Source organism: Paenibacillus sp. FSL H7-0940 (assembly GCF_037979415.1).
Taxonomy (GTDB): domain Bacteria; phylum Bacillota; class Bacilli; order Paenibacillales; family Paenibacillaceae; genus Paenibacillus; species Paenibacillus amylolyticus.
The window spans coordinates 6,454,543-6,472,148 of sequence record NZ_CP150280.1 but is presented as its reverse complement, the minus strand read 5'-3'; the positions used below and the strand labels follow the sequence as shown (position 1 = coordinate 6,472,148).

The 17,606-nt window shown below is 47.7% G+C and carries 12 protein-coding genes; 4 read left to right on the top strand and 8 right to left on the bottom strand.

The window, feature by feature from the left end; genetic code table 11:
• Nucleotides 1-136: 136 nt before the first annotated feature.
• Together uvrA and uvrB are read right to left on the bottom strand one after the other, a co-directional pair.
• The gene (uvrA, locus tag MHB71_RS28405; protein ID WP_340028276.1) at nucleotides 137-2,995 is read right to left on the bottom strand and encodes an excinuclease ABC subunit UvrA; all 2,859 of its coding nucleotides are present in this window, start codon (nucleotides 2,993-2,995) and stop codon (nucleotides 137-139) included.
• 723 nt (nucleotides 2,996-3,718) lie between these two features.
• A complete protein-coding gene (gene uvrB, locus MHB71_RS28400; RefSeq protein WP_076328766.1) occupies nucleotides 3,719-5,710 on the bottom strand; it encodes an excinuclease ABC subunit UvrB in 1,992 nt (663 codons plus the stop codon).
• A 169-nt stretch (nucleotides 5,711-5,879) separates the two neighbouring features.
• Between uvrB and MHB71_RS28395 the strand changes: the two genes are divergently transcribed.
• Both MHB71_RS28395 and MHB71_RS28390 read left to right on the top strand, forming a co-directional pair.
• Nucleotides 5,880-6,677, top strand: coding sequence for a flagellar motor protein (locus MHB71_RS28395; RefSeq protein ID WP_062837042.1), 798 nt, complete (start codon nucleotides 5,880-5,882; stop codon nucleotides 6,675-6,677).
• Nucleotides 6,661-7,503 (top strand): flagellar motor protein MotB, encoded by an 843-nt coding sequence (locus MHB71_RS28390; RefSeq protein WP_340028275.1) that lies wholly within the window; start codon nucleotides 6,661-6,663, stop codon nucleotides 7,501-7,503. The genes MHB71_RS28395 and MHB71_RS28390 overlap by 17 nt, the downstream gene beginning before the upstream one ends.
• A 100-nt stretch (nucleotides 7,504-7,603) precedes the next feature.
• Here MHB71_RS28390 and MHB71_RS28385 read toward each other — a convergent pair whose 3' ends face one another.
• Genes MHB71_RS28385 through MHB71_RS28375 form a run of 3 tightly spaced genes read right to left on the bottom strand, consistent with a single transcriptional unit; the run spans nucleotide 7,604 to nucleotide 10,919 of the window.
• Entirely contained in the window at nucleotides 7,604-8,782 is a 1,179-nt protein-coding gene (locus tag MHB71_RS28385) for an ABC transporter permease (RefSeq protein WP_339191160.1), read from the bottom strand.
• Entirely contained in the window at nucleotides 8,775-9,971 is a 1,197-nt protein-coding gene (locus tag MHB71_RS28380) for an ABC transporter permease (RefSeq protein ID WP_340028274.1), read from the bottom strand. Before MHB71_RS28380 ends, MHB71_RS28385 begins: the two co-directional genes overlap by 8 nt.
• Before the next feature lie 12 nt (nucleotides 9,972-9,983).
• Nucleotides 9,984-10,919 carry an ABC transporter ATP-binding protein gene (locus MHB71_RS28375; protein ID WP_036667718.1) on the bottom strand — a complete coding sequence of 312 codons (936 nt, stop codon included), beginning with the start codon at nucleotides 10,917-10,919 and terminating at the stop codon, nucleotides 9,984-9,986.
• A gap of 211 nt (nucleotides 10,920-11,130) precedes the next feature.
• Here MHB71_RS28375 and MHB71_RS28370 point away from each other — a divergent pair, with 211 nt between their 5' ends.
• Together MHB71_RS28370 and MHB71_RS28365 are read left to right on the top strand one after the other, a co-directional pair.
• On the top strand, nucleotides 11,131-12,342 hold the full coding sequence (locus MHB71_RS28370; RefSeq protein WP_340028273.1) for a histidine kinase: 1,212 nt from the start codon (nucleotides 11,131-11,133) through the stop codon (nucleotides 12,340-12,342).
• Nucleotides 12,343-12,363: 21 nt separating this feature from the next.
• Nucleotides 12,364-13,053 carry a response regulator transcription factor gene (locus tag MHB71_RS28365; protein ID WP_340028272.1) on the top strand — a complete coding sequence of 230 codons (690 nt, stop codon included), beginning with the start codon at nucleotides 12,364-12,366 and terminating at the stop codon, nucleotides 13,051-13,053.
• Between the two features lie 91 nt (nucleotides 13,054-13,144).
• Here MHB71_RS28365 and MHB71_RS28360 read toward each other — a convergent pair whose 3' ends face one another.
• The 3 genes from MHB71_RS28360 to MHB71_RS28350 form a co-directional block, all read right to left on the bottom strand.
• The gene (locus MHB71_RS28360; RefSeq protein ID WP_340028271.1) at nucleotides 13,145-14,473 is read right to left on the bottom strand and encodes a PDZ domain-containing protein; all 1,329 of its coding nucleotides are present in this window, start codon (nucleotides 14,471-14,473) and stop codon (nucleotides 13,145-13,147) included.
• Nucleotides 14,474-14,537: 64 nt separating this feature from the next.
• Entirely contained in the window at nucleotides 14,538-16,010 is a 1,473-nt protein-coding gene (locus tag MHB71_RS28355) for a S41 family peptidase (RefSeq protein WP_074096593.1), read from the bottom strand.
• Nucleotides 16,011-16,145: 135 nt separating this feature from the next.
• Entirely contained in the window at nucleotides 16,146-17,426 is a 1,281-nt protein-coding gene (locus MHB71_RS28350; protein WP_036612408.1) for a M23 family metallopeptidase, read from the bottom strand.
• Between the last annotated feature and the right edge of the window lie 180 nt (nucleotides 17,427-17,606).

Genomic DNA, 17,606 nt, shown 5'->3' with positions numbered 1-17,606 from the left:
CCGTGCATAACTCAAAATGAAAAACCCTTCTTCTCGGAAGTAGAGCACATCAGATCGTAATCCAACGTCTTTACCTTTTCGAAAAGAAGGGCCAATACTGCCACTTCATATTGATATAACTACTGGTTAGAGGACCTTAGTCCACCAACTGCAGTGCCTTGCTCCGCTCGGTATCCCTCTCCAGAACCGGCTTCAAGTACTTGCCGGTATAAGAAGCTTCCACTTTAACGATATCCTCAGGTGTTCCGGTTGCAACAATGGTACCTCCACCGCTACCGCCTTCTGGACCCAGATCAACAACATAGTCTGCCGTTTTGATCACATCCAGGTTATGCTCGATCACTAACACCGATTCCCCGGAATCAACCAGACGGTGCAACACGTTCAGCAAACGGTCGATATCATCGACATGCAAACCGGTAGTCGGCTCATCGAGGATGTAGATGGTTTTCCCTGTACTGCGGCGATACAGCTCGGAAGCGAGCTTCACACGCTGGGCTTCACCACCAGACAATGTGGTTGCAGGTTGTCCCAGGTTGATATAACCCAATCCCACATCCATCAGCGTCTGCATTTTGCGATGGATCTTCGGAATGTTCTCGAAGAATTGGGTTGCATCTTCAACCGTCATTTCCAGCACATCGGAAATATTTCTGTTTTTATATTTCACTTCAAGTGTTTCCCGGTTGTATCGTTTGCCTTTGCAGACTTCACAAGGAACATAGACATCCGGCAAGAAGTGCATCTCGATTTTGATAATACCGTCTCCACGGCAGGCTTCACAACGTCCACCTTTGATATTAAAACTGAACCGGCCTTTCTTGTATCCACGTACCTTGGCTTCGTTCGTCTGAGCAAACAGATCCCGGATATCATCAAAGACACCTGTATACGTAGCCGGGTTGGAACGTGGTGTCCGCCCGATTGGCGACTGGTCAATATCGATAACTTTATCGATATGCTCCAGACCACGAATCTCTTTATGTTGACCCGGACGTACCCGAGCACGGTTCAGATCACGTGCCAGCGTTTTGTAGAGGATCTCATTGATCAATGTGGATTTACCTGAGCCAGACACACCCGTTACCGCAGTAAATACACCTACAGGAATCTTCACATTCAGATTCTTCAGGTTATTTTCTTTGGCTCCACGTACTTCCAACCAACGGTCTCCTACACTTCTACGTTCTGTACGAATCGGAATGAATTTGCGTCCACTCAGATATTGACCGGTTAAGGAGTTCTCATCGTTCATGATCTCTTGCGGTGTACCCTGTGACATAATGGTACCTCCGTGTATACCTGCACCCGGGCCAATATCAATAATATAGTCGGCAGCCATCATCGTGTCCTCATCATGTTCAACCACGATCAATGTGTTACCAATATCCCGCATATGCGCAAGGGTTGAAATCAGGCGGTCATTATCCCGTTGATGCAGACCGATACTTGGCTCATCCAGAATATACAGCACACCCATCAGGCTGGAACCAATCTGTGTAGCCAGTCTGATCCGCTGGGCTTCCCCACCGGACAATGTTCCGGCAGCACGACTCAGTGTAAGGTAATCCAGACCGACATTCACGAGGAAGCCTAGACGGCTGTTGATTTCTTTCAGAATAAGTTTGGCAATCGTCTGCTCTTTCTCACTCAATTCCAATGAATCGAAGAATCGGCCAGCTTCACCAATGGACAAACTAGTCACATACGCCATGTTGTGATCATTAATCGTAACTGCGAGACTTTCCCGTTTCAGACGCTGACCTTTACATGTACCACAAGGCTTCGCACTCATGTAACCTTCGATGAATTCACGAATACCTTCAGAAGCTGTATCACGGTAACGACGCTCCAGGTTATTCACGATACCTTCAAAGGTAACCAGCGCTTCCTTCCGTTGTCCAAAATCATTCTCATAGCGGAAACGGATTTTCTCCGTACCTGTACCCTGCAACAACTTGTTCATCTGCTCAGTTGGCAGATCTTCGACAGGTACATTTTGCGGAATGTTGAAGTGCTCACATACTGACTTCAGGAACTGCGGATAATAGGTGGATGTACCACCTGTCCAAGCATCAAAAGCTCCATCTTCGATGGTCTTAGTCCGATCCGGGACGAGCAGATCAGGGTCAACGATCATTTTGACACCCAAACCATCACAATCCGGGCAAGCTCCGAAGGGACTGTTAAATGAGAACATCCGCGGTGCAAGTTCTTCAATACTGAATCCACACACCGGGCAGGCAAAGTTGGAACTAAAGCGCAGCTCTTCTTCGCCCATAATGTCCACTAGTAGTTGTCCACCGGACAAATTAAGTGCTGTTTCAATAGAGTCGGCCAGACGCGCCTGTACATCATCTTTAACGACGATCCGGTCAACAACGACTTCAATGGTATGCTTTTTATTTTTCTCCAATTGAATATCTTCTGACAGGTCACGCAATTCCCCGTTCACTCGTACACGAACAAAGCCCTGTTTGGACACATCGGCAAATACACTTTTGTGCTCACCCTTACGGCCCGAGATAATGGGTGCCAAAATCTGCAACCGGGTACGCTCTGGATATTGCATAATGCGGTCAACCATTTGTTCTACGGTCTGGGAACTGATCTCCACGCCATGGTCCGGACAATGTGGATGGCCCACACGTGCAAATAACAGGCGCAGGTAATCATAAATTTCGGTCACGGTTCCTACTGTGGAACGTGGGTTACGGCTTGTTGTTTTCTGATCTATTGAAATGGCAGGAGATAATCCTTCGATGGAATCCACATCCGGTTTCTCCATCTGTCCCAAAAACTGCCGTGCGTAAGCTGACAATGATTCTACATAACGCCGCTGTCCTTCGGCATAGATCGTGTCAAAAGCCAGCGAGGACTTGCCTGAGCCACTCAGGCCGGTCAATACAACAAAGCGGTCACGTGGGATGGTAATGTCGATATTTTTCAGGTTATGCGCTCGTGCGCCTTTAATGACAATGTTATCGCTCGCCAATAGTATTCATCCTCTCAGTGTGTTAATCCAAACCTTTATAAAGGCTTTTCGATCCCTCCCAAACCCTCCCTTCCAAGGGAGGGCCCCAGAGGGCGCAGCCCTCTGGACACCCGAAACAAGCGGTGCAACGGTGAGGGGTCGGGTCTTGCTATGTGAAGGGTTGTCGTGTGCCCGCGGCTCCACATAAGGTTCCGGCTCATTGCCGGAACCTTATGTGGCCGCTCTACTGGGAGGTGACGCTCTCGGCTTCGCCACGTTCGCGACAGGGTCGCCATTGCCTTCGGCTCGGCTCCAAGGTCAAGAGCGGGACGCTCTCGGCTTCGCCTTGGTCGCGACAAGTCGCCATTGCCTTCGGCTCGGCTCCAAGGTCAAGAGCGGGACGCTCTCGGCTTCGCCTTGGTCGCGACAGGGTCGCCATTGCCTTTGGCTCGGCTCCAAGGTCAAGAGCGGACGCTCTCGGCTTCGCCCTGGTCGCGTCAGGTCGCCATTGCCTTCGGCTCGGCTCCAAAGGTCAACACTGGGGCACTCTCGACTCCCAATTGCTTTCCTATAAACCTTTTAACCAATTTCAACATTTCTATCAGTATAGACTTGATTTCAAGATTTCAACATCTCTTATTATCGGTAGATATCAACGATTTCCTTACTCAACAAGAGAACGGCCAATTGGCCGTTCTCTTGTTACAGATCCATCTTTACCGGAGCATATGAATGAGCTGTATCTTATTCAGCGCGAAGTTCCAGCAACGCATCGCGAAGCTCGGCAGCACGCTCAAACTGCAGGTTTTTGGCTGCATCTTTCATCTCTACCTCTAGGCGCTGAATAAGCGCCTGGCGATCCTTCTTCGACATCTTCTCGGCTGCGCCTGTGAGATAGTCTTTCTTGGATTCGGCAACTTTGGTTGCCTCAATCACGTCACGCACTTTTTTGCGAATCGTCTGCGGTGTAATGCCATGTTTCTCGTTGTACGCGATCTGAATTTCACGACGGCGTTCGGTTTCCTTTATCGCCTTATCCATCGAATCGGTCACTTTGTCACCGTATAGAATAACGCGACCCTCGCTGTTCCGCGCGGCACGACCAATCGTTTGGATTAATGAGCGTTCGGAACGCAGGAATCCTTCCTTATCGGCATCCAAAATGGCTACCAAGGATACTTCAGGCAGATCGAGACCTTCCCGGAGCAAGTTGATTCCGATTAGGACATGGAAAACGCCCAATCTTAAATCACGTAAAATCGCCATCCGTTCCAACGTCTTGATCTCGGAGTGCAGATAACGAACTTTGATTCCAACTTCCTTCAGATAATCCGTCAGGTCCTCGGACATCTTCTTCGTTAATGTTGTAATCAACACACGCTCGTCTTTGGTAATCCGGTCGTTAATCTCACCAATCAAGTCATCGATCTGCCCCTTTGTTGGACGCAGTTCAATGATTGGATCAAGCAGTCCGGTTGGACGGATAATCTGTTGCACCATCGTATCGGTATGCTCTATCTCATACGGGCCTGGTGTGGCCGATACATAGATGATCTGATCCATCTTGCCTTCGAACTCATCGAATTTGAGTGGACGATTATCCAGCGCTGACGGCAGACGGAAACCATGCTCAACCAATACCGTCTTCCGCGCCTGGTCACCATTGTACATCGCACGGATCTGTGGCAGAGTCACGTGAGACTCATCGACCACGATCAACATATCATCCGGGAAGTAATCCATCAGTGTGTATGGGGTATCGCCGCGTTCGCGGAAAGTCAGCGGACCGGAATAGTTCTCAATCCCCGAACAGAATCCAACTTCCTTCATCATCTCGATATCATACCGTGTGCGCTGCTCCAGTCGCTGAGCCTCCAGCAATTTCCCCTGTTCACGCAACACTTCAAGACGCTCCTCCAGTTCACGCTCAATGTTCACCAGCGCAACCTTCATTGTCTCTTCTTGCGTTACGAAGTGAGACGCCGGGAAGATGGCAATATGTTCACGTTCACCAATCAGTTCTCCGGTTAACACATCAATCTCCGTAATTTTCTCGATCTCATCACCAAACAATTCAACCCGAATTGCATGTTCACCCTTGGAGGCAGGGAAAATCTCAACAACATCCCCACGAACACGGAACGTACCCCGCACAAAGTTAATATCGTTCCGCTGATACTGGATCTCTACCAGACGAGACAAAATCTGATTGCGCGGTTTCTCCATGCCTACCCGGAGTGACAGCAACATGCTTGAATACGAGTGCGGTGAACCCAAACCATAAATACAGGATACACTCGCTACAATGATGACGTCCCTGCGCTCAAACAACGAACTTGTCGCTGCGTGCCGCAGTTTGTCTATCTCTTCATTAATACTTGAATCCTTCTCGATATAAGTATCGGAGGACGGGATATATGCTTCTGGCTGAAAATAATCGTAATAACTGACGAAATACTCAACCATGTTGTTAGGAAAAAAATCTTTGAACTCACTTGCAAGCTGCGCTGCTAACGTTTTGTTGTGTGCAATAATCAGCGTCGGACGTTGCAGTTGGGCTATCGTCTGGGCTATCGTAAACGTCTTACCCGTACCCGTTGCACCCAGTAGTGTCTGGTATCTCTTCCCCTCCTGAACACCCTTCACCAATTCTATAATGGCTGCAGGCTGATCACCTTGGGGAGAAAACTCTGACTCGATTTCGAACGTTTTGTCGCTCATTATAATATCGCTCATTGCCGTATCTCACCCTATCGTCTAAAATAATAGTCACTATATATTGTCGAAGTTCCCCGAATTTTCATATGGGAAAACTTATAGTAATAGGAATATTTGTTCCCGTTTAATTATACCTCGTTCGTTTTAGTGATGCAAACGTGAAATGAAGATAGGAGTGGGTTAATTTATGGATATTGCGACACTTATCGGTATTATTGCCGGAATTGCCGCAGTCATTAGCGGTTTTTTGTGGGAAGGCGGCCAATTGTCTGGTCTCCTGCAAAAAACGGCTGCTTTAATTGTATTCGGTGGAACGATTGCTGCTGTGGTTGCCAGTTTCCCGGCGCATCGCCTTCGTACGATTCCAGCTGCCCTGCGTATGGCTTTTGGACGTAACAATAATGAGTCAGGCTTGTGGGTTGAAGAACTGGTGGAGATGTCTTCAATCGCACGCCGCTCAGGTGTACTTGCATTGGAACGCAAGGTTATGGATCATCCGCATCCATTTTTGCAAGACGGTATTCAGATGGTTGTTGATGGTACCGATCAGGATGTAGTTCGCCAGATCCTGGAGATGGAGATCGATTCTATTGAACAAAAACATGAGGGTTACGCCAAAATATTCGAATCCGCTGGTGGGTACGCTCCAACCATGGGGATCATCGGAACCGTGATGGGACTTATTCAGGTACTTGGCAGTTTGACCGATCCAACCGGACTCGGACCTGCCATTGCTGTTGCCTTTACCGCAACCCTGTATGGGGTCGCCAGTGCCAATCTTATCTTTTTGCCCATTGCCTCTAAGATCAAATCCAGAGGTGCCGATGAAGTACAGACCATGGAAATGCTTCTCGAAGGTGTACTTGCCATTCAGAACGGTGAGAATCCCCAGCTTGTACGCAAAAGACTGGAGTCCTTCACCCTTACGCATCGTCAGCATATACGCCCCCTAGCAAAGGAGGGATTGGATGAGTCGGCGCAGTAAACGGCGCGGAAAACGTGAAACTATCGATCATCGGGATCGCTGGATGATTACTTATGCCGATCTCATAACTCTGCTTTTGATCTTTTTTGTCATCATGTATGCCATGAGCAATCTGGATTCCGGTAAATATGACGTCGTTACTCAATCGTTACAAAATACATTTAATGCGTCCGACTCAATCCTTGAGCTTGGTGAGGGACTCGGTGAGAAACCCGGTCAAACGATTACAGAGACTCCACCATCCGAGGTGCAGGGTGAAGATCCTTCAGATGGTGAAGGAAACCCTTCCGATTCCGGGACTGCAACACCAGATAATGACAACAAGCCCCTCACAGAACGGGAAGAACAGTTCAGATCACAGGAGCAGGAATTGCAAAATCTGTTCAATGTGATTACCCAATATATCGAGGATAATAAACTGGAAAATCAGATTTTTGTTGCGGACAAGCCACAGGGCCTATCCATTACACTTAGTGACCGCTTCCTGTTTGATCAGGGACAGGCCGCTCTAAAGGACGGTGCAGCACCAACGCTAAGTAAACTTGCCAGCCTGTTCCGTGATCTGAACACCGTTGTCAGCATTGAGGGTCACACCGATAATGTTCCTGTGGGAGCAAACTCCGCCTATACCGATAACTGGCAGCTTTCCGGGGAACGTGCACTGTCTGTATTACGATTTTTTCTGGATACAGAGAAACTTAACCCGGACGGATTCCAGTATGCCGGATATGCGGATACTCGCCCAACGGGTGACAACATCACAGCCGCCGGAAGACAAAAGAACCGTCGGGTTGAAATAACGGTCCTGCGTCAACTCCAACCTTAATCATCAATATCTCACATAATGCATCATTCCTTATGCAAAGAAAGCACGCTCTAACTGAATTCAATTCAGCAGAGTGTGCTTTCTTTTATGTCGTATTACCTTATGCCTCTACTCCTGGCTGGCTAGGGCGTAGAATCGCAGAGCCAACAGTCAGTAAAATGGCAGCCATGCCAAACAAAATCAATAGTGGCAATGTGATATCCGACAATGTACCGCCAGCAGAGATCGTCTCCACCGCCTGAATCGCCCATTTCTGTGGAACAAAGTTGGCGAGCTTTTGCATATAATCCGGCATCAACGAGATCGGCCAGAAACAACCACCTATCATACAGGTTGGCATAATGACAAGTGAATTCAGCATATTGGCATTTTTGGGATTACGGATTAATCCTGCCACGGTACTTGCGATCCCCATGGAGACCAGCATGAATGCAGCCAAGATGATGAAATGAATGCCAAAAGGAATACCGGCATCATAATGCAGCAGCCACCTGCTGACTCCCAAAACCATAACAATCTGTATCATGCCAATGACAAAGCTGCCGAGGAAATTACCAAGCGCAATCTCATATGCACGGACGGGTGCCGTATATACTCTGGCCATCGTACGTTTCCTGCGATCTTCCATTATCACAGCCACTGCACTGGTCAACAGCCCCATCATAAACATGATTGTAAATCCAGTCACATTGTTCAGGCCTGGCTTGGGATAGATCTGCAGATCGGTGACTTCACCAGCAACCTGATGTTTTCCTATCTCCTGTAAAAGCTGTTCAAATGGCTTCTGTATACTCGATAGTATATCAGTCTCACTTGAGACAGGACCTGCCGCCACCTTAACAGCTGAAGCAGATTGTAACAATCCGCTCGTCAAACCTTCAACTGCTGCTCGTAGGGTATAGGAACTTTCACTTATACGCAGTTCCACCAATTGAATTTCGGTTGGCTTTCCTTGTAACAGATCCTCCGTATAATGTGCCGGAATGATGATGCCAGAACTTCCTTTTTGCTGAGCGATGGCTTCCTTCACTTCTGCTTCGTTTGTCATCGGTTTGAGCAAGTACTCCTCCTTGTCAGCAAGTTCATGAATCATCCATGGCCCTGCCACCCCTCCATCCTCATTCACATAGGGAATAACAGTACGTGTAATCTGCTCGCTTCCAAAAAGAGCAACCGCTCCTGTAACCACCAGGCAAGGCAGAAGCAGAAACGTAATGAAGCCCATTTTACGGCCAAGTGTACGTCTAATCATCAACCAGGCGATGTGTAGACTATTCATATCGGTATCCTGCCTTTCTATAGATCAATCCTGAGATGAGCAGTAATACAGCGCATACTACGCCTAACATTAGAATGTTATACAGGATCTCAGCTACAGGTGCATCCAGCATCATTCTCAGAAAACTTTGGAGCGCCCAGTGGTTAACCGTAAATTGGCTAAGCCGTTGTACAAAATCAATCGGAATGGGCATGAACCCACCGCTGATGAATGTCATGGCAACGATGATACCTTGTAAGGTTGCACTGGCCGATGCTGTGCTTTTGCATACCAGTGCGACGATCACGCCAAGAGTCATGGAGGCCAATGTTATACATACACAAGTCAGCACAATATACCAAGGATGGGTTCCCCAATCCACACCGTAGAGCCAGTATGTCATAAGTATGATCGTTGTTGCTTGTAAGAAAGCGAGTAGACTATTACCTGCAATTTTGCCAGCGAAAATAACTCCATTACCTATCGGCGCAGCCTGAAGGCGAATTAACGTTTTGTTATCACGCTCTCCAAAAAGGCTGGTACTGGTAGTCATGCCTGAGTACAACATGAACATTGCCAGCATGGAAGCTGCATAGTATTGGGAGGCACTATACGCCGTACCTGTCTTACCAGGATTAGTGACAGCAATGGAGGTGGAATTCGCCGCACCAGACTCCGAAGCAGAGGCCATCGCAGCAATTACTTCCGGACCGAGCACTTTGGTAATCGCCATCTGTCGGTTCCATTCATCCGTAAAACGTGTGAATAAAGTTTCACCCAAGGTATTAAGTGTGTTGTCCTTTCCTCGTATCCACTGTAACCTGGCCTCTTTCCCCATCACCACGTTTTGCTCAAAATCCGAAGGAATCATTACAGCAAAGTCCAGCTTGTCGGTACGCAACGAATGAACAGCCTCTTCTTCAGTCGTAAAGTTCTGCACCTTGACCATCTCAGCCACTTCCGGGGATTTAACGAATGTATCCAGCGCTTGATTAACCGTACTTGATCCTCCACCAGATTCAGTACTCAAATGAATGATTCCCACACGTACAGTATCCGGAATAACATCATCCGCCGTACCCATCGTACTGGAAAGTGCCGTGCCCAATATAAAAATCAGTAACAACGGCAAAATAAACAGGTTTAACACCACAGATCGAATCTTAAGAATACGCCTTAATTCAAAGATGCAAATATGCCATATATTCATCTCTTGCTCCCCCTAGTCCCGAAGCGTACGCCCGGTCAGATTGAGGAACAACGTTTCCAGATCCGGCTCTTCGACCTTGAGCGACTGAATGGATACTTCATGTTTGCTGCAAATGAAGAGCAGATCCTGGAGATCCTGCTGTGCCGAAGGCAGCGTAATGGTCAGTGTATTCTCTGAAACGTCTACCATCCGCACACGGGGGTGAAGTTTCAGTTCTTCCACGACGTCGGGACCGATACCGGAAGTGGAGAGCACTACTTTTTCCTCCGATGCTACCCGTTCTCTCAGCTCTGCTTCAGTCCCACAGGCAATAATTCGCCCCTGATCCATAATCGCAACCCGGTGACTAATCGCCGCCACTTCCTCCATGTAATGACTTGTATATATGATCGTTGAACCCATCTTGTTGAGTGTCCGTACCGATTCAAGAATATGATTCCGAGATTGCGGATCAATGCCAACTGTCGGTTCGTCCATGATAATTAGATCCGGGCGATGTGTAATCGCACATGCGATGTTTAACCTGCGTTTCATACCACCAGAGAAGGTCGAGGGGGCATCCTTTGCTTTATCCTGTAACCCTACAAATTCAAGGGACTCCTGCACTCTTTCCTTAAGTAATTTCCCACGCAGTCCATACAGTCGGGCAAAAAAAGTCACATTCTCGGCAGCAGACATGGTTTCGTATAAAGCCAGATCCTGCGGAACCAGTCCAATCTTGCGTTTCACTTCAAGCGGTCGCTCCTTGACCGATATGCCATCTAATCTAATTTCACCCTGATCCATATTCAGGAGCCCTGCAATCATGCTGATGGTCGTACTTTTTCCTGCTCCATTGGGACCGAGCAATCCAAAAATCTCGCCTTTGCCAACACTAAGGTTCAAATGATCCACGGACAGCTTGCTGCCGTATCGTTTCACAACATGATCCACTTCAAGTATACCCATCCCTTTTACGCCCCTCTTCCGTTTCGGCTTCCGCCGCTGGATTTCATATTTGTATTGTAACGGATCGCAATCTGTAGCGAAGGTACAAAAAGTCATGAATCGAAGGTGACTTAAGTCATCTCCTGATTCGAATGCTGCTTATGGTATAATCAAGGGCGCATTACCAAGAGATTTTCTACTCCACTTTTTATATAAAGGATGTCATTTACATATGCCAATGCGGTTTCTGCAATACGGATTAATTATCGTTCCAGCAGTGCTGTACATGTTGGTGCTGCCCTTGGAAAACGAAGCCGTCTACACCCTATATATCATCATCGCGCTTGGACTCTCCGTGTGGAAAGATTTTAACCGTTCAAGTACACAGCAATGGCTGTTGCTTCTGACCGAAATGCTCTGGAACTGCTGGCTGATTGCTTCATATGGACCATTTATGTTTTTCCTCTCTCTATCCGTGCTCTACGTGTATATATACAGACTGGAGGGAAGTCGCAGATGGTTGATGTTTGCAATTCAGCTTGTCGCTAACAATGTCGCTTTGCATTGGCATTATTCTGTCCCAGAGGCATCGCAGCGAGGGTTAACCACACTAAATACAACCGCCACTACATTACTCTCCGCAGAGACAACTTCGATGGTTCTTGGCAACCTGCTTCTGCTCATCACAGCAGCTCTGTCTTGGCAGGGATCAAGAACGGCGAGCAGCCGTGGACAACTGGAACAAGTCTATGACGAACTTCGCAGCAAACATTACGAGCTACAAGAAACTCGTGCGCAGCTGCTGTTATTTACAAAGCAACTTGAAGGAGTGGCTCAGGCAGAGGAACGTACCCGTATCTCCAGACAGCTTCATGACGATATCGGTCATCGACTGATTCGCACTAAAATGATGTCGGAAGCCGCCCTGCTGACCCTCCCCCTGAGTATGGAACAAGGAACGGAAATGGTGAGACAGATTCGCGATCAATTGGCCGATAGTATGGATGATATGCGCAGCACACTACACAAACTGCAACCTAATTCCTATGCATCCGAAGCCTACGCCCTGGATCGTCTCCTAGAGGAAGTGGGTAGAGATACCGGCGTGAAGACAAATTATAAAGTTCATGGCTCATCCCATGTGCTGTATCCCAGCATACAAATCGTTTTGTTCAAAAATGCCAAAGAAGCCCTGACCAATGCCCTGCGACATGGAAATGCTTCTTCGATCACATTGGAGTTGGTATTCGGGGATCAGGAAGTGTGTATGAGTGTAAGTAATGATGGCAAAATCAATCCTCATTCTTCCAAGCGAAATGGCATAGGACAGGAAGGGATGCTTCTGCGCACACAAATGGTGGGAGGAGTCCTGGAGATTCAATCGGCTTATCCGTATACAGTGATTACACGCATTCCATTAACGAACCAATTGAATATACTCTGAAAAAAGGAAGTGAATGTTCTCATGTCCGAACGGAATGATGTAAACAACAAGAATGATTCAGCCCACCCTCCGCTTATCCGGCTGATTCTCGCCGACGATGACTATTTCATTCGCGAAAGCCTGAAAGTGCTACTTGGACTCGGCTCCGGCATTAGTGTTACAGGCACAGCCTCAAACGGGCAGGAAGCGTTGGAATTGCTTGAAGCAGGAACGCCTGCGGACGTGGTTTTAATGGATATTCGGATGCCGGAATGTGACGGAGTTGATGGTACCAAACGCATCAAGGCACGTTTTCCTGAAATTCAGGTGCTCATGCTGACTACGTTTGACGACGATGAGTATATTATTCAGGCATTACAGAATGGAGCAAGCGGTTATTTGCTAAAAAATGTTCCACCCGAGCGGATCATTCAAGGCATCAAGACCGTACATAACGGTGATATGTTAATTCATCCGGATATTGCCCGCAAATTGGCAGGTCTTCTTCGTCCCGCTGCAATTCCCCTGACACAGAATCCAATCGAAGCCTATGGACTGACACGTATGGAGCTGGCGGTTGCCGAGGCCATATCGGAGGGTTTATCCAATAAGGAAATTGCCGCCAAATTATTCCTCAGTGAAGGCACGGTCAAAAACTATGTCACGGATATTCTCGGCAAGCTGAGCTTGCGTGATCGAACCCAAATCGCCATCTTTATGTTAAAACAATAACAAAAAAGGTATTTCCCTTGCCTGTGACGGCGCTCGGAAATACCTTTTTCATGGCTTGATTTATGCAAACATACTTCATTACGTATTCTAGTTACATCTCCACGGACCCTTTATCACTGGCCACCGGGGCTGGCGGTAACGCCAAGGGAGCTTCGTCCCTTTGTGGTTTTTTCAGACGGGCAAACAATTTGAGGTTGATGATATGGAACAACGTCAGTGGACGTAACCGAATCGCCCAGACCTCGTGATTGTCCGGTGCCATAATGACCCCAAGCTGATGATGCTCCCCTTCATAGATCGCTCGTTGCATGAACTTGCTTTCACCCTGGTGATTGCGAACCTCAAGTTTGCAAAAAGCCGGGTTCATCCGCAGAGCACGATGCAACTCTTCCGGTGAATGAACCAACTTACCATTCACCTTGTACAATGTCTCTCCTGCTTCAATCCCCAAATCTGCAGCAGGACTCTCCGGAATAACAGCCAATACCTTCAGGCCATGCTGCGGATGGACAAATACCGGACTGCGGTTTTGCTCTTCAAACGCGCTGTACCATACCAGAAATTCATGTCCAATAAATGCGATCAGCGCAGCAACCACTATGAGTGGAGACCACCATGCAGCAAGCAAACTGAACACAAGCAAAGTTGCCCCGTATATCATCAACCGCTTGGATGAGATCTGTACCTTTTGTCCCGGAAGCATACTCTGCGTTATCTCACCAAATCCGAGCATAATCGGCAACGCAACCAGCATGTAACTATGACCTGCATTCATCAGTGGATTCCATGCCAGCTCCGCGCCACCTCCTGTGACTGGAACAAGAATCAGTAGAGGAATAGCCCAGAACTGCTGCAGTTGATATCCCCCAACCAGTTTCCCGCGTTTTCCCTCGAAGAGAAGTGGTGATGCCATCGATACCCCCTGCATGCGTACCAACAAGGCTTCACCCATATGTAGAAGGGCCGCCAGGACAAGCAGTGCAGGCATATCCAGGGTACGTAGCGTTTCTGTGATAGTGCCCATCCAACCCGTTGGTTGCCAGCCTGAAGCCACATTCAAACCAAATTGTAACACACCCAGTAACCCGGCCGCATAAGCAAAGCACAGATACCGGATACGGAACAAGGATAGAATTAATGTTGCAGCCCATATGCATGTGAGGCTTCCCAGTGTAAGATGTGCACCGAGGAATAAGGACACGATCGAGACAATGGTACCGATGAGTATACCTCCAAGCACCGCACGAATCGTCTGTGTTATCGAGCTTTGCAAACGGACATGAAACAATTTACGCTCCTGCAGTAACTGACGATGATAGATCAGCGCAATCAGGATCACCGCAATATAATAAAACGGCTGAATAAACAACTGCAACAAAGCTTCCCCTAATGTAGTTAACCACGGCCATACCCATTCCATTGTGGTCGGTCACCCCTCTCTTTCAGCCGGTTCAGAAAAAAAGAAGGCTGAAAATCAGCCTTCTTTATGGCTTCGACACAGCGGACGAAATATCCTTTGAGACATTTTCGATCGCGCGTTTCAGCTGTGCATCATATTGAGGATTGGCAATACGTTCAATCAGAGCCGCTTCCAGTGATTCAGCGGTTTTCTCATCAATCTGGCCTGTAGCCTGAATGCCCTTTTGCTTCTGGAATGCCTTGACCGCTTCTTCCGTCTTCTGGTCGTAGTATCCATCCACACGATCCGGTTTGAAATCGAGTCCTCTCAGCATCGTCTGCGCACTTTTCACATCCGTGCTATTACTGTCATATTTCAGTGGTAACTTCTCTTTGTTAATCGGTGCCACCGAGAAATAATCCGGCTGGTCTACCGCAATATCCGGTTTGATTCCTTTTTCATGAATCCAGTCTCCGTTCGGAGTGAGCCACTTGGCAATAGTGATCTTCAGCAAGCTGCCATCACCCATCTGCTTGTCATAACTCGTCTGTACGGTTCCTTTACCAAAGGAATTTTCTCCAATCAACTTGGCACCTGCTGACTGTTGTAATGCACCGGCCAAAATCTCCGACGCACTCGCACTGCCTTTGTTCATCAGGACTGTGACTGGGTAAGCTTTAGCTGAACCATTGGACTTGCTTTGTTCCTTTTTGCCGTTCTTGTCTTCAACTTGCACAATAACCTTGCCTTTAGGAACAAACTGTTCAGCAATATCAATAACGACTTGCAATACACCGCCTGGGTCATTCCGTACGTCGATGACCAGACCTTTCATGTTCTGCTTCTCAAGCTTCGCCAACTCTTCCTTAAAGCGATCGCCTGTATTCAAAGAGAATTGAGTAATGGCAATAACGCCAATTCCGCCATCCTCCATGTGAGCATATACGGTCTCCAGATCAATGTCATCCCGTACAATGACAAATTCAATCAGCTCGGAAGATCCGGCACGTTTGACCTGTACCTTCGCTTCACTGCCCTTGGGACCTCTGATTTTGTTAACAGCCTTGTTCAGTTCCAAACCTTGCAGGGATTCGCCGTTGACCGACATAATCATGTCTTTTGCACGAATACCCGCTTTCTCGGCAGGAGATCCTTTGATTGGGGAAACAACAACAACGTTTCCATCCTGGGAGGATACCTCTGCGCCAATACCGGTAAATGAACCTTCGATCGACTCTTCAAACTGAGCAGCCGTTTCCTGCCCCATATAGTTGGAGTACGGATCACCAAGCGATTCCATCATGCCGTTGATCGCACCGTCAATCAATTTGGTCTGATCCACGTCTTTATAATAGTTGCTTGAGATCAAATCCATCGCAGTTTCAATCTTTTTCAAATCGTTCTTCTGCTGTGTATTGCCGGTTACACTAGCCAGCAAACCTTCGCCCGCTGTGGTTTGGTTTGCTATTCCCGGGTAAGTCATTAGTACCAGGGTTAGCAAACTACCACCCAGGAGACCCACAATGACAAGCAGTAGCGCCGATCTTTTCTTCATCATCCGTTTGTCACCGCCTTTAGTTTTGAAGCGTGTCCGATTCCATTGTTGCCAGAATCCATTCCCTGAACATGCCAGCTTAGTATATGTCTAGCTTGTACGGAATATGTTTTTTCCATTCGAACGATGGAGCAATAATTACAAATAGTTCATCGGATTTACAGCAGTACCGTTGTCTCTCACTTCAAAGTGCAAGTGAGGTCCAGTAGAGTTCCCTGTATTTCCTGACTCCGCAATGGTATCCCCCTTGCTCACTGTGTCTCCCTTGCTGACTTTGAATCCACCTTCGCGCAAGTGACCATATAACGTCCATAGTCCACCGCCGTGGTCCACTATAACCGTATAACCATAACCGCTATACCATTCAGCCATGATCACGATTCCGCCAGAAGCAGCGTGAACCGAAGTTCCCTGAGGAACAGCAAAATCGACACCGGCATGCATTTTACCCACTACACCCGTAATTGGATGGGTACGGGGGCCGAATCCAGAAGAAATACGTCCTCCAGATACCGGTCTTGAGAAGATACCATTACCGGATGAGTACGTGACCTCACTGCTACTATCCGAACTCACTCTAGTAGGCGCCTTGGCTGCAGCTTTCGCCCGAGCCGCTGCTGCGGCTTTTGCTTTGGCTGCGGCAGCTGCCTGCTGTTCACGCAATTTATTTTTCTCTTGAAGAAGTGCCGAACGTTTGCTGGCAATCTGCATTAATACATCTTCCTGCTCTTGTGTCAGCTCTTCTGACTCTTCAATTTTAGCATCATATGAAGCGAGAAGCACTTGCTTTTCCGCTTCTTTTTCATTCAATTGGGACTTGCGCTGTTTCTTCTGTGCATACAGACTCTTGGCTTCCGCATATTGCACATCCAATTCTGCCTTTTTGTCCACAACCAGTTGCTTGTCCGCTTTATGTTCATCCAGCAGATGCTGATCCTGATCCACAATCGTTTTGAGTGAATCCGCACGGGTCAGGAAGTCAGTGAAGCTAGTAGAGGACAACAATACATCCAGATAGGATACAGCACCGTCCGTATACATCAGACGCACGCGTGACTCCAAAAGTTTCTCCCTTGCAACAATGCGTTCTTCTGCCGCTTGCAGATCTTTTTTTGTTGTACGAAGATCTTCCTCCGTGTTCTCGATCTGCAAGGATACACTCGCCAGTTCATCACTAACGACATTGATCTGTTCCATGACAACCTTCAGATAAGCGTTGGTTTTGTTCTTGTAATGCTGTGCTTCCTTTTTGTTGGAAGCCGCTTTTTTTTGCTCCTGCTTGGCAGAAGCCGCCTTGCTCTCCAGTTGCTGAATCTGTTGGTCAATATCGCTGATGCTACTCTTGGCATATCCGTCAGAAGGTTGAAGCGTCAAACTGGCCAATAACGTAAAGGCCAGCAGCGAAGCGGTTTTTTTCAAAATGATGATCCCCCATCCTATGATTTCACAAGAAAGCAACCTGCACAGGTGGTGAACAGCATGTTCTTTGCTTTCTTCAATCTTAAAAGACTCCGTCTTTCCTACATATCGTCAAACAGCGTCCATTAATGAACCTGCTTTACCATTCTTTTCGACATATTCTGCAATTCGATCGTTGAA

Bases quoted from the DNA above. Each gene is read 5' to 3' on its own strand.
- MHB71_RS28385 (WP_339191160.1), bottom strand. From the start codon at position 8,782: ATGAATAGTCTACACATCGCCTGGTTGATGATTAGACGTACACTTGGC.
- MHB71_RS28380 (WP_340028274.1), bottom strand. From the start codon at position 9,971: ATGAATATATGGCATATTTGCATCTTTGAATTAAGGCGTATTCTTAAG.
- MHB71_RS28370 (WP_340028273.1), top strand. From the start codon at position 11,131: ATGCCAATGCGGTTTCTGCAATACGGATTAATTATCGTTCCAGCAGTG.
- MHB71_RS28360 (WP_340028271.1), bottom strand. From the start codon at position 14,473: ATGGAATGGGTATGGCCGTGGTTAACTACATTAGGGGAAGCTTTGTTG.
- MHB71_RS28390 (WP_340028275.1), top strand. From the start codon at position 6,661: ATGAGTCGGCGCAGTAAACGGCGCGGAAAACGTGAAACTATCGATCAT.
- uvrB (WP_076328766.1), bottom strand. From the start codon at position 5,710: ATGAGCGATATTATAATGAGCGACAAAACGTTCGAAATCGAGTCAGAG.
- MHB71_RS28395 (WP_062837042.1), top strand. From the start codon at position 5,880: ATGGATATTGCGACACTTATCGGTATTATTGCCGGAATTGCCGCAGTC.
- MHB71_RS28375 (WP_036667718.1), bottom strand. From the start codon at position 10,919: ATGGGTATACTTGAAGTGGATCATGTTGTGAAACGATACGGCAGCAAG.
- MHB71_RS28355 (WP_074096593.1), bottom strand. From the start codon at position 16,010: ATGATGAAGAAAAGATCGGCGCTACTGCTTGTCATTGTGGGTCTCCTG.
- MHB71_RS28365 (WP_340028272.1), top strand. From the start codon at position 12,364: ATGTCCGAACGGAATGATGTAAACAACAAGAATGATTCAGCCCACCCT.